A 12560-nucleotide genomic window follows, 5' to 3' on the forward strand; every position below is an offset into this window, starting at 1 on the left:
GCCGCCCCTCTCATTCTGTCAGCGGGGGAGGCTTTTGAACGCCTCCAGCGCGCGCTTACGACTACTGTCGAGACTGACCATCGGTTTTACGTAGTTAGTTGTAGCAAAGTCACCTGCGGATTTCACTGGCATGTGGATCGATTTCTTGTCCAGTCGTTCAAGTTCTGGAAGCCAGTGGGCGATGAACCGACCTTCGGGATCAAACCGTTTAGACTGCGTGACTGGATTAAAAATTCGGAAGTAGGGCACAGAATCAGTGCCGGTCGATGCACTCCACTGCCAGCCGCCGTTGTTTGCAGCCAGATCGCCGTCGATCAGATGGCGCATGAAGAAGCGCTCGCCTTCACGCCAGTCGATCAGCAGGTTCTTGCTGAGGAACATCGCTACCACCATGCGCAGCCGATTGTGCATCCAACCGGTGGCGAGCAGTTGTCGCATAGCGGCATCGATCAGCGGAAAACCGGTACGGCCTTCCTGCCAAGCCTGAAGCTCCTTAGGCGCTTTGCGCCATTGCAGTTTTTCGGTGTGAGCCCGAAATGCATGGTGCATCGACACCTGGGGGTAGCCGACCAGAATGTGTTTGTAGAACTCGCGCCAGATCAACTCGCCGATCCATGTTTGCGCGCCGGTACTGCCGCTGTCGAATTCGCCCCGGTTACTCGACAGCGCGGCGTGCAGGCATTGCCTGGGCGACACTACGCCCGCAGCGAGGTAGGCGGAGATCTGGCTAGTGCCAGGGCGTGCCGGGAGGTCGCGCGCCACGTGATAGTCGTCGATTGACTCATCGGCGAAACGTTGCAGACGAGTCTGCGCCTCTTGCTCGCCAGCAGGCCAGAGCTTGCGTAGCGCGTCCGGGGGCGTCTCGAAGCCTTCGATATGTCGCGGTATGGCGTCACTGCTGATCTTCAGCGGTTTCTGTTTAGTGACCTTGTCGGCCAGTTTTGGCACACCGACGTGAAGGCGCTCGAGACAGACTTTCTTGAACTGGCTGAACACCTGGAAATAGCCACCGCTGCGGGTGAGGATGGTGCCGGGGCTGAATAGCAACTGGTCGAGGTAGCTGTGTACCCCAATCCCGGCGGTCTGCAGCGCCTCGCGGGTGGCCTGGTCGCGGCGCATTTCATTGACGCCGTAGTCGTCGTTCCAGTGCACCGCTTCGACCTGGTGCTTCTGGCATAGCTCAAGCACGGTCTGCGGCACGTCTTGCCAGGTGCGCGTGGTGCGCACCAGCAGGGGAATGTTCAACGCTTCGAGGGATTTGCGCAGCTCGCGCAAGTTGCGCAGCCAGAAATCGACCTTGCAAGGCGCCTCATCGTGCGCCTGCCATTGCTCGGGGCTGGCGATCCACACCGCGAGCGTCGGTCCGCGCTGGCAGGTGGCAGTGAGGGCGGTATTGTCGTTGATACGCAGATCATTGCGCAGCCAGATCAATTGCATGGAAGTCGGTCCCAAAGGCAGGTAGAAGGTCAGGCGGCGCGCAAGCGCTGAAACTGGCGCAGAGCCTCATGGGCACTGCTGAACAGGTGCAAGGCAGGCAGGTCGAGCGCCAGCAGCTCAGACTCGTGAATGCTTGCCGCCAGGCCACCTAGCAAGATCGGTATCGGTGATTCGTGCAGGGCCTTTAGCAGCGTGGCCCGTTCGAATTGCGCACCCACGCACAGCACCACCGCCGTTGGGCGCAATTGGACAATGGCAGGACGCAACTGCCCCAGTCCGATGGGCTGATCAAGCACTACCACGGGCTGTCCGCTACTGCTCAACAGCCAGGCGCACAGCCAGGCGTCGGCGCAGAACGAGGCAGTTTCTTCTTGCACGATCAGCACTGGCGCACCTTCGAGCGATTGATTGTCGTGATAGACCCTCGTGCCCAGCTTGCTGCGCAGCCAAGTGAAAAAGAACACCTGTTCCAGCCGTGCATTGAACTGATGGCGCCAACGTTCGGTGAGCTGCGCCAGCAGCGGCACCAGCAGGTGCTCGCACAGGGTGATCGCCGGATACAGCGCCATGACCTGATTGAAATGCTGGTCCAGCGCTCGAGACGATAACTGGGTGATGGCATCGGTCAGCTGCTGGCAACGCATTTCCCAGTCGCCCTGTGGGGCAACCGACGGTTTGCGTTCCAGCAGTTCACGCACCTGTCCCACGGAAGCACCGCGAGCCAACCAGTGCAGGATATCCCGCACTCGTTCGACCTGATCGAGCGCATAGAGCCGGTGACCCTTCGCGGTTCTGTGCGGTGACAACAGGCCGTGGCGACGTTCCCAGGCGCGCAGGGTGACCGGATTGACCCCGGTCAGACGCGCCACTTCACGAATGGGCAGCAGTTGTTCAGATTGCATTGCGCAGCCCAAGCTTGGCGGGGTGAGGGTGCAGGTAGGCCTGTTGCATGAGGTAGGGGTCCGGATGGTTGCGCAGATGGTGCTTGAACAAGGTCATCGGCACCACCAGCGGTACACTGCCGCGGTGGTACTGCTCGATCAGCTGTTGCAGTTCCTGGCGATCGTCGGCATCCAATGACTCGCGCAGATACCCGGAAAGGTGCTGCAGCACATTGCTGTGGGTGCCACGGCTGGCACAACGGCGCAGGGCCTGCATCAGGCGGCTGAAGTAGCGCGCGCCGATCTCGTTGGGATCATCGTCACGCTTGAGTGTGCCCAGCAGGCGGCCAATATCCCGATATGCCTGGGGATTGTTGGCCATCAGCAGGTATTTGTAGCGCGAGTGGAAAGCGATCAGCGCGCCACGGGTCAGACCTTGTGCAAGCACTTGCTGCCAGTCGACATAGGCGTATACGCGGCTAATGAAGTTCTCCCGAAGCACCGGGTCATGCAGGCGGCCTTCTTCCTCGACCGGCAGATCCGGGCGCCGGGCGGTGAACGCTTCGGCAAAGGCGCCGCGTCCTCCCTTGACCGCAGGCCGGCCGCCGCTCTGGTAGACCTTCACTCGTTCCAGGCCGCAGGAAGGCGACTTTTGCATGAACACATAGCCGCAGATATCGTGCAACTGCTCGGCCATGAATGCGCCGTAGTCGCGCAAGGGAATAGAGAAATCCTGTTCTGCATCACGGGTGCCCACCACTCGGGGATGGTCCGGATCGCCTACCAGGCGAATGGGCTCGCGCGGGATACCCAGGCCAATCGCAACCTCGGGGCACACGGATACCCAATCGAAGTGCTCGTCGAACAGTTCGTGGCACAGCGACGACTGTTTGTGACCGGCATTGAAGCGCACGTTCTCACCGATCAGGCAGGCACTGATGCCAATGCGGAACTTGCCGGTGGAAAATGACCCAGTCATTGCAGCCTCCAAATCTTGTACAAGGTTGAAATCTTATACAAGTAATACCGGCAAAGCGGCGAACTCGTTCAATAATTTTTGCCGTTTGCCGATCAGTCGAAGTGGCTCAGCAGTCGTTTGGCCGCGTGCAGGCCGCTCAGCCATGCCCCTTCCACGCGTCCCGACAGACACCAGTCGCCACAGGCGTAAACGCCTTGGTCGGGATCGGCCAGCGAACCCCATTCGTGATTCCCGGCCGGACGCGCATACAGCCAGCGATGAGCCACCGAAAACGTCGGGGCAGGTACCACGCAGCCGATCAGTTCGGCGAACTCACCCCAGAGTTGGTCGATCACTTGGTCTTTGGGAAGGTCGATGTGTTGTCGACTCCAGTGGGAGGTGGCATGAAGCACCCAGGTGTCCAGGCGCTTGTCTCGGCCCGGCTTGCTACGGTTCTGGGCCAGCCAGTCGAGGGGGCTGTTCTGCACGAAACAACCTTGCATCTGCGTGTTCAAGGGCTCCGCGAAACCCAGTGCGACTGCCCAGGTGGGCTCCATCTGCACGCCGGCTGCGATGCCTGCAAGTTTCGGCGCGGCGGCCAGCAGCGGCGTGGCCTGCGGTGCAGGAACGGCGATCACGACGCGACTGAACGGGCCGTGGCTGCAGCCTTCAGCGTCCTGTAGATGCCAGTATTCCTGGCCGCGGAAGACTTCGGTGATACGGCAGCCGAAGCTGACATCGAGGTCGCCAAGCATGCCGCGGGTAATCGCGCTCATGCGCGGCACGCCGACCCAGCGGATTTGTTCATCCGGCGAAGGAGTGAGCACGCCGTCGCGATAGTTGTATAACTGGGGCTTCCAGGCTTCGACCGTTTTTTGATCGAACCACTGGCGCACCTGTTCGACGAAATGTCGGTCGCGAGCAGTGAAGTATTGCGCGCCAAGATCCAGGGCGCCGGCGTCGCTTGGCTTGCTGGCCATGCGCCCGCCGCTGCCTCGGCCCTTGTCGAAAATGTGCACCGTCTGGCCAGCGGCCTGCAGGGCCTGAGCGGCTGACAGGCCGGCGATACCGGCGCCGATGATGGCAATAGGAACTGTCATGTGGGCCTCTTCGCAGCATGCTTTCAGGCAGCCTACGCCGCTGGACAAACCTGTACAATGCAAAACTTGTGTATAAGGTTATACCGCTCGGTCCATGGCTTGGCCTATGTTTATCCGAGAGCGTTTGCGTCGAAAAAGTGCCATGGTCGTAAAAATAGACCACACCTCAAGCCCGCGAGGACACAGCCATGCATATATTGCTGACCGGTGGTACAGGTTTGATAGGACGGCAGCTTTGTCGCCTATGGAGCGACCACGGATACCGTGTGACGGTCTGGAGCCGCGCTCCTGAAACGGTCGCGCAACGCTGCGGCCCTGGCGTGCGCGGCATCGCCCGGCTCGACGAACTGGCCGCCGATGAAGGGGTCGACGCGGTGGTGAACCTGGCAGGAGCGCCCATTGCCGATCGACCCTGGACTGGCGCTCGGCGGGCGTTGTTGTGGGCCAGCCGCATTACCCTCACCGAACAGCTGCTGGGCTGGCTGGAGCGACGCCAGCAGCGCCCCGGCGTGCTGGTTTCAGGATCGGCCGTGGGCTGGTACGGCGATGGCGGCGAGCGCGAGCTGAGCGAAGCGTCACCCCCGGTCAAGGAGGATTTCGCCAGCCAGTTGTGCATCGCCTGGGAAGAAACGGCGCTTCGCGCAGAATCGCTGGGGCTGCGCGTGGTGCTGGTGCGCACCGGTCTGGTGCTGTCTGCCGAAGGTGGGCTGCTGACGCGCCTGCGCGTGCCGTTCAAGCTGGGCCTGGGCGGGCCGATCGGTAATGGGCGGCAGTGGATGCCGTGGGTTCATATCGCCGATCAGGTGGCACTGATCGATTTTCTGCTGCAAAACCCCGATGCTCGCGGTCCGTATAATGCCTGCGCCCCGGAGCCGGTACGCAACCGCGAGTTCAGCCAGCGCCTGGGCCGAACGCTGCACCGCCCGGCGTTCATGCCGCTGCCGGCAGTCGTGCTCAAGGCGCTGCTCGGCGAGCTTTCCGGGCTGCTGTTGGGCGGCCAGCGGGCACGCCCGGCACGGTTGCTGGAGGCTGGTTTCACTTTCCGCTTCAACGATCTGCAATCGGCACTGGACGATCTGTCCAGCGCTCTCTGACATAGGATGCTGCATGACCGATCACGCCCTGCTGCTGGTCAACCTGGGGTCGCCAGCCTCCACTTCGGTGGACGATGTGCGCAGTTACCTCAACCAGTTCCTGATGGACCCCTACGTGGTCGACCTACCGTGGCCACTGCGGCGGCTGCTGGTGTCGCTTATTCTGATCAAGCGTCCTGAGCAGTCGGCCCATGCCTATTCATCGATCTGGTGGGACGACGGCTCGCCGCTGATCGTGCTGACCCGTCGCCTGCAAGCGGCGATTACCCCCTACTGGCCCCATGGCCCAGTGGAAATCGCCATGCGCTATGGCCAGCCTGCCTTGCCTGAAGTGCTGGCGCGCCTGGCCACCCAGGGCGTGCGTCAGGTGACGCTGGCGCCGCTGTATCCGCAGTTTGCCGACAGCACCGTGACCACCGTGGTCGAACAGGCGCGGCAGACCATCGCCGAACAGCGACTGGCGCTGCAGATGCGCGTGCTGGCACCGTTCTACGATGACTCACGCTACATCGATGCCCTCGCCAACAGCGCGCGGCCCTACCTCGAGCAGGGCTACGATCACCTGTTGCTGAGCTTCCACGGACTACCGGAGCGGCATATCAAAAAGCTGTTGCCCAAGGGTAGCGGCCATGACCTGCGTGCGGCGCAGTGCTGCGCAGGAGCCAGTGCCGAGGTTCGTGCGGTGTGCTATCGCGGTCAGTGCCAGGCCACGGCCAAGGCCTTCGCCCAGCGCCTGGGCATTGCCGACGGGAAATGGTCGGTGTCGTTCCAGTCGCGCCTGGGCCGAGACAAGTGGATCGAGCCCTACACCGAAAACCGTCTTGAGGAATTGGCCAAGGCGGGGGTGAAGAAGCTGCTGGTCATGTGCCCGGCGTTCGTCGCCGACTGCATCGAGACGCTCGAAGAGATCGGCATGCGCGGCAGCGAGCAATTCACCGAGGCGGGGGGTGAGGAACTGGTGCTGGTGCCATGCCTGAACGATGATCCGCAGTGGGCCGAGGTGCTGGCAACGCTCTGCGAACGCGCTTGAACCCTGAAAACGACGAACCGGCCATTGGCCGGTTCGTCGTTTTTAGCTGAGCGAAGCGTACTTACGGCAACTGATCGTCGAGCTTGTTGTTTTTCCAGCCGTCGTTGCCGGGCAGGATCAGGTTCAAGGCAATCGCCACCACGGCGCACAGCGCAATGCCCTTCAGGCCCCAGTCGTCCGGGCCGTCACCGCTGCCGATCAGCACGCCGCCGATGCCGAACACCAGGGTCACCGAGACGATCACCAGGTTGCGTGCCTCGGCCAGGTCGATGCGGTGGCGAATCAGGGTGTTCATGCCCACCGCCGCGATCGAGCCGAACAGCAGGCAGAGAATCCCGCCCATCACCGGCACTGGAATGCTTTGCAGCAAGGCGCCGAACTTGCCGATGAAGGCCAGGGTGATGGCGAATACCGCCGCCCAGGTCATGATCTTCGGGTTGTAGTTCTTGGTCAGCATCACCGCGCCGGTGACTTCGGCATAGGTGGTGTTGGGCGGGCCGCCGAACAGGCCGGCAGCCGTGGTCGCCAGGCCGTCGCCGAGCAGGGTGCGGTGCAGGCCGGGCTTTTTCAGGTAGTCGCGACCGGTCACGCTGCCGACGGCGATGACGCCGCCGATGTGTTCGATGGCCGGCGCCAGGGCGACCGGCACGATGAAAAGAATGGCCTGCCAGTTGAATGCCGGGGCGGTGAAGTTGGGCAGCTCCAGCCAGGGAGCGGCGGCAATCTTCGCGGTGTCGACCACGCCGAAGGCGAACGACAGGGCAAAGCCGACCAGTACTCCTGAGATGATCGGCACGAGGCGGAACATGCCCTTGCCGAACACGGCGACCAGCAGCGTGGTGAGCAGGGCCGGCATGGAGATCAGCATGGCGGTCTGGTACGGCATCAGTGCCGAACCGTCACCTGCCTTGCCCATCGCCATGTTGGCGGCGATCGGGGCCATGGCCAGGCCGATGGAAATGATCACCGGACCGATCACCACCGGCGGCAGCAGGCGGTCGATGAAGCCGGTGCCTTTGATCTTCACCATCAGGCCCATGAAGGTGTAGACGAAACCTGCGGCCATGACGCCGCCCATGGTTTCGGCCAGACCGAACTGACCCTTCGCCAGAATGATCGGAGTGATGAAGGCGAAGCTCGAGGCCAGGAAGACGGGCACCTGACGGCCGGTGACCAGCTGGAACAGCAAGGTGCCAAGGCCAGCGGTGAACAGCGCCACGTTAGGATCGAGGCCGGTGATCAGTGGCATCAGCACCAGGGCGCCGAAGGCCACGAAAAGCATCTGCGCACCGGACACGACCTGGCGCCAAAGCGGGTCGTTGAAGCCGTCCTGCATGCTCAGGCGTCCTTCTGCTTGGTGCCAAAGATCTTGTCGCCCGCATCGCCCAGGCCAGGCACGATGTAGCTGTCTTCGTTCAGACCCTGGTCGATGGACGCGGTGAAGATGCGCACGTCCGGGTGAGCCTTCTCGACCACGGCGATACCTTCGGGCGCAGCCACCAGCACCATGGCGCGAATGTCGCGGCAACCGGCCTTCTTCAGCAGGTCGATGGTGGCGACCATGGAGTTGCCAGTGGCCAGCATCGGATCGATGATCAGCGCCAGGCGCTGGTTGATTTCCGGCGCGAGCTTTTCCAGGTAGGTGTGCGCCTCGAGGGTTTCCTCGTTGCGCGCAACGCCAACGGCGCTGACCTTGGCGCCCGGAATCAGGCTGAGCACGCCGTCGAGCATGCCAATACCGGCGCGCAGGATCGGCACCACGGTGATCTTCTTGCCGGCGATCTTCTCGACCGGCACCTTGCCGCACCAGCCGTCGATTTCATAGGTTTCCAGGGCCAGGTCCTGGGTGGCTTCGTAGGTCAGCAGCGCGCCGATTTCCTGGGCCAGTTCGCGAAAATTCTTGGTGCTGATATCGGCACGGCGCATCAGGCCGAGCTTGTGACGGATCAGCGGATGGCGGATCTCACGCGTGGGCATATAAAGAGGGCTCCGGAAGGCGGGCAAAAAAACCGCGCTAGATTAATCGATTCGGTTCGGCATGTCGTGCGGTCATTCAGCACGTTAGTGCATATTCGCTTGATCTGCGGTGAACGGATGCGTACCTTTGCCCGCTTTTCCATTTCCCAGCCCCTGGAGCGCGCCATGCCCGCCGATCTCGAGCATATCCGTCAAGTCATGCACGAGGCAGATTGTCTGTACAGCGAAGCAGACGTCGAAGCCGCCATCGCCAAGGTCGGCCAGCAGATCTGCCAGGACCTGCACGACAAGAACCCCGTGGTGTTCTGCGTCATGAACGGTGGCCTGATCTTCGCCGGCAAGCTGCTCACCCATCTGCAGTTCCCGCTGGAAGCCTCGTACCTGCACGCCACCCGCTACCGCAATCAGACCAGCGGCGGTGAGCTGTTCTGGAAAGCCAAGCCGGAAGTGTCGTTCATCGACCGCGACGTGCTGATCGTCGACGACATCCTCGACGAAGGCCACACCCTCAGCGCCATCATCGATTTCTGCACGCATTCCGGCGCCCGCGCCGTGCACACCGCGGTGCTGATCGACAAGGACCACGACCGCAAGGCCAGCCCTGAGCTGAAGGCCAACTACGTGGGCCTGCCCTGCGTCGACCGCTACATATTCGGCTACGGCATGGACTACAAAGGCTACTGGCGCAACGCCAATGGCATTTTCGCCGTCAAGGGCATGTGAGGCTGGCGTGATCCGCCGCAGAGGGTTGGCGTGCGGGGCCGTAGCGGCATGCTAGAGTGCCGCTTCATGCCCAGGAGCCTCACATGCGCGCACTTGCCCCACTGCTGCTGGCTGTCAGCCTGCCGTTGTCCGCGGCCCCGTTTCACAGCCAGTTCCTTCCTCCTGACGATCAAGGCCTGCGTCAGCAAGCGCCGACCGCCCAGCAATTGCTGCAGGTCACCGACTATGCCGTCGTGGTGGGCGCCCAGCGCCAGTCCGACCAGCAACCGATCCCCATCACCTCGAGCCTGCAGATCAAGCTCAAGGGCAAGCCGCTGAGCAAGGGTGCGAGCATCGCCCAGGTGCTGCTCAGCTTCGATGCCGAAGGCGGCAAGAGCCTGAAGAAGCCCGTGTACGACGAGGCCAACCGCCGCCTGACCCTGACCTACCCGGTGAGTGACTACCGAGTGATCATGGACCTGCTGCGCAATGAAACCCTGTACGTGCAGTTCCTCACCTATGCCAACGGCCATATCTGGGCCGACCTGCACACCGGCACCGTGCGTACGCGTTGAGGCGCGCGGGGCAGGGACGGTACACTGCCGGCCTTTCGAATTACCCGAATCAGGCGGCTGGAGCCTTCAATGCGCAAAGACAAGAAGCAGATCATTGGTGACGAAATCAGCGACGACTACATCAAGGCCTTCCTGCTGTTCGAGCCGGCCGATGGGGTGACCTCGCCCTCGCTGCACAAGCTGGTCAAGGCCTATCGCGGATTGCGTGTCGACGACTTCCAGCGCTTCGTCGGTTTCTTCGTCGAGGCCGGCTACGACCTCGATGGCAAGGATGCCGAGGGCAAGACTTTCGTCGAGCAGATTGCCGATCAGCGCACCGCGCCCGAGTACATCGAGATCATCGACAACGCCCGTGGCTGAGTCGCTTCGCTGAAATGAAAAAACGCCCCGAAGGGCGTTTTTTTGTGGTCGCACGACTCAGGCGAACTGCTGCGCCGGCGTGGTTTCGACCATCTGCAGGGCAGCGTCGCACTCGGCGCTGATCTTCTGGTACAGCGCGGCATCGGTGGCCAGGGTCTTTTCACGGGCGGGGAAAATCTCCGCCAGTTTACTGGCCCAGACGCCTTTGGCCTGCTCGGGGAAGCAGCGCTCGATCAGGTCGAGCATGATCGACACGGTCACCGAGGCGCCAGGGGAGGCGCCCAGCAGTGCCGCCAGGCTGCCGTCCTGGGCGGCGACCAGCTCAGTGCCAAATTGCAGCACACCGCCTTTCTTCGGGTCTTTCTTGATGATCTGCACCCGTTGACCGGCCACTTCCAGACGCCAGTCCTCGGCTTTGGCCTCGGGGTAGAAGCGGCGCAGCGACTGCAGGCGCTGTTCCATCGACTGCATCACTTCACTGACCAGGTACTTGGTCAGGTCCATGTTGTCGCGGGCCACCGCGAGCATCGGGCCGATATTGCCCAGGCGCACCGAGAATGGCAGATCGGTGAACGAGCCGTGCTTGAGGAATTTGGTGGTGAAGCCGGCGTAGGGGCCGAACAACAGCGACGTCTTGCCGTCGACCACGCGGGTGTCGAGGTGCGGCACCGACATCGGCGGCGCGCCGACCGCGGCCTGGCTGTAGACCTTGGCCTGGTGCTGGCGAACGATTTCCGGGTTGTCGCAACGCAGCCACTGGCCGCTGACCGGGAAGCCGCCGAAGCCCTTGCTTTCCGGGATGCCCGAGGCTTGCAGCAGCGGCAGTGCCGCGCCACCGGCGCCGAGGAAGACGAAGCGTGCGTCGACGTCGCGGCTGTTGCCGCTGTTGACGTCCTTGATGGTCACGCTCCAGCCGCTGCCGTTACGGCGCAGGCCGGTGACCTTCTTGCTGTACTTGACCTGCGCGTCCGGCACCTTGCCGAGCAGTGCCAACAGTTGATTGGTCAGTGCGCCGAAGTTGACGTCGGTGCCCTTCATCACGCGGGTGGCGGCGATGTGCTGGTCGGCTGGGCGGCCGGGCATCATCAGCGGCATCCACTGCTGCATCACGGCCTTGTCTTCGGTGTATTGCATCTCGGCGAAGGCGTGGTGTTGCTTGAGCAACTCGAAGCGCTTCTTGAGGAAGGCGACGCCCTTGTCACCTTCGACATAGCTCAGGTGCGGTACAGGGTTGATGAAGGCGCGCGGCGAGCCGAGGCTGCCCTTGCGGATCAGGTACGACCAGAACTGGCGAGACACCTCGAACTGGGTATTGATGTGCACGGCTTTCTTGATGTCGATGCTGCCATCGGCGGCCTGCGGTGTGTAGTTCAGCTCGCACAGGCCGGCGTGGCCGGTGCCTGCGTTGTTCCAGGGGTTGGAGCTTTCCGCAGCTCCGGAGTCCATCGCTTCGACCACCTCCAGCTTGAGGCTGGGGTCGAGCTCCTTGAGCAGTACGGCCAGGGTGGCACTCATGATGCCCGCGCCTACCAGTACTACATCAACCGATTCGTTCTGCGCCATTACCGCGTCTCCACAATCTACAGCAACCTAATTGACAGCACAGGATTCCCCGGGTGTTGTGTTCAACGAAGCCCAGGTACGCCATGTCCGACGTTTTGCAGTTCGTGCATCGCTCGCGGACACCGCCATTAAGCCTTCACGTTCGCCTATTGAACGCTGTTTGCCCTGCCTGCGGCAATTCGACTTATGGTCAAGGTGTCAGGATTGAGCTATGCAGCGGCGTTCATACCGGCCTTAGAGCGGTAGGATCGCCGTGCGTTCGGCGCTGTTGGAGACACTTGCGTCGCATTTACACATGCCAGACTGTTCATTGCTCGCCACACTCTTGTGAAGTTGTAATAACCCGTTTTTCACGCTCTTTTGGAGACGTGAACCTCAAAAGCAGGCTGTGCGCAGACAACCCGCAGGTTCATGCCAGCCAGGCGCCAGTGAGGGTGGGCGACTGCCGGGGCAAGACCTGAGTGGAAGGCTCTCTGTGGGCGAGGCGGTGAACGTGCCGGGGTGAGGCGGCGGATGCGGGGGCCCGATCAGGAGACGTCCTTATAATCGGGGCCAGATTATAGCCAGGTCGCGGGGAGAAAAGTCCCCCTTGGCGGGAATTTCTTCTGCCCTTGGTCAGGCCGGAACGCTGCGTCCCTGCCAGCGGTTGCCCGCGCTGCGACGAAGGCGTGCGCTTTGCGGCAGTGGCTGGCCCAGCCAGGCCAGACGTTGCTCGCTGACCTCGACCCAGATGCCGTGTTCCGGTCGGCCGGCGCAGGTCTTGAACGCCAGGCAGCGACCTTGACCATCCAGGCGGGCGTAGGTGCGGTGGCGCGGGCGTTGCAGCAGCAGGGTCCAGAACGAGGCCATGGCAGAGTTCCTAGAGGGAGGCGACTGCGAGCAA

Annotated in this window: 13 protein-coding genes; 5 read left to right on the forward strand and 8 right to left on the reverse strand. The window is 62.4% G+C overall.

Annotated elements, in window-relative coordinates; all coding sequences use genetic code 11:
• Positions 1-18 precede the first annotated feature (18 nt).
• The 4 genes from phrB to LK03_RS09280 form a co-directional block, all read right to left on the reverse strand.
• Positions 19-1437 carry a deoxyribodipyrimidine photo-lyase gene (gene phrB / locus LK03_RS09265; protein WP_038412055.1) on the reverse strand — a complete coding sequence of 473 codons (1419 nt, stop codon included), beginning with the start codon at positions 1435-1437 and terminating at the stop codon, positions 19-21.
• A 29-nt stretch (positions 1438-1466) separates the two neighbouring features.
• On the reverse strand, positions 1467-2339 hold the full coding sequence (locus LK03_RS09270) for a MerR family transcriptional regulator (RefSeq protein WP_038412056.1): 873 nt from the start codon (positions 2337-2339) through the stop codon (positions 1467-1469).
• Positions 2329-3297, reverse strand: a complete 969-nt coding sequence (locus LK03_RS09275) for a YbgA family protein (RefSeq protein WP_038412057.1) — start codon at positions 3295-3297, stop codon at positions 2329-2331. Before LK03_RS09275 ends, LK03_RS09270 begins: the two co-directional genes overlap by 11 nt.
• Positions 3298-3389: 92 nt before the next feature.
• Complete coding sequence (locus LK03_RS09280; RefSeq protein WP_038412058.1) at positions 3390-4376, reverse strand: NAD(P)/FAD-dependent oxidoreductase; 987 nt, start codon at positions 4374-4376, stop codon at positions 3390-3392.
• Positions 4377-4564: 188 nt separating this feature from the next.
• Between LK03_RS09280 and LK03_RS09285 the strand changes: the two genes are divergently transcribed.
• On the forward strand, positions 4565-5470 hold the full coding sequence (locus tag LK03_RS09285; protein ID WP_038412059.1) for a TIGR01777 family oxidoreductase: 906 nt from the start codon (positions 4565-4567) through the stop codon (positions 5468-5470).
• 13 nt (positions 5471-5483) lie between these two features.
• Positions 5484-6500, forward strand: a complete 1017-nt coding sequence (gene hemH / locus LK03_RS09290) for a ferrochelatase (protein ID WP_038412060.1) — start codon at positions 5484-5486, stop codon at positions 6498-6500.
• Between the two features lie 61 nt (positions 6501-6561).
• Here hemH and LK03_RS09295 read toward each other — a convergent pair whose 3' ends face one another.
• Together LK03_RS09295 and upp are read right to left on the reverse strand one after the other, a co-directional pair.
• Entirely contained in the window at positions 6562-7836 is a 1275-nt protein-coding gene (locus LK03_RS09295; RefSeq protein WP_038412061.1) for a uracil-xanthine permease family protein, read from the reverse strand.
• Between the two features lie 2 nt (positions 7837-7838).
• Positions 7839-8477: a uracil phosphoribosyltransferase gene (gene upp / locus LK03_RS09300; protein ID WP_038412062.1), complete on the reverse strand. Its 639-nt coding sequence runs from the start codon at positions 8475-8477 to the stop codon at positions 7839-7841.
• A 165-nt stretch (positions 8478-8642) separates the two neighbouring features.
• Between upp and LK03_RS09305 the strand changes: the two genes are divergently transcribed.
• The 3 genes from LK03_RS09305 to LK03_RS09315 all read left to right on the forward strand — a co-directional run bounded on the left by LK03_RS09305 (position 8643) and on the right by LK03_RS09315 (position 10114).
• Positions 8643-9200 (forward strand): hypoxanthine-guanine phosphoribosyltransferase, encoded by a 558-nt coding sequence (locus LK03_RS09305; RefSeq protein ID WP_038412063.1) that lies wholly within the window; start codon positions 8643-8645, stop codon positions 9198-9200.
• 83 nt (positions 9201-9283) lie between these two features.
• Positions 9284-9754, forward strand: coding sequence for a hypothetical protein (locus tag LK03_RS09310; protein WP_038412064.1), 471 nt, complete (start codon positions 9284-9286; stop codon positions 9752-9754).
• 69 nt (positions 9755-9823) lie between these two features.
• Complete coding sequence (locus LK03_RS09315) at positions 9824-10114, forward strand: PA4642 family protein (protein ID WP_038412065.1); 291 nt, start codon at positions 9824-9826, stop codon at positions 10112-10114.
• A gap of 57 nt (positions 10115-10171) precedes the next feature.
• Here LK03_RS09315 and mqo read toward each other — a convergent pair whose 3' ends face one another.
• Entirely contained in the window at positions 10172-11677 is a 1506-nt protein-coding gene (gene mqo / locus LK03_RS09320) for a malate dehydrogenase (quinone) (RefSeq protein ID WP_038412066.1), read from the reverse strand.
• A gap of 615 nt (positions 11678-12292) precedes the next feature.
• Positions 12293-12526 carry a hypothetical protein gene (locus LK03_RS09325; RefSeq protein ID WP_038412067.1) on the reverse strand — a complete coding sequence of 78 codons (234 nt, stop codon included), beginning with the start codon at positions 12524-12526 and terminating at the stop codon, positions 12293-12295.
• Positions 12527-12560 lie beyond the last annotated feature (34 nt).

It is taken from the genome of Pseudomonas cremoricolorata (genome assembly GCF_000759535.1).
GTDB lineage: Bacteria > Pseudomonadota > Gammaproteobacteria > Pseudomonadales > Pseudomonadaceae > Aquipseudomonas > Aquipseudomonas cremoricolorata_A.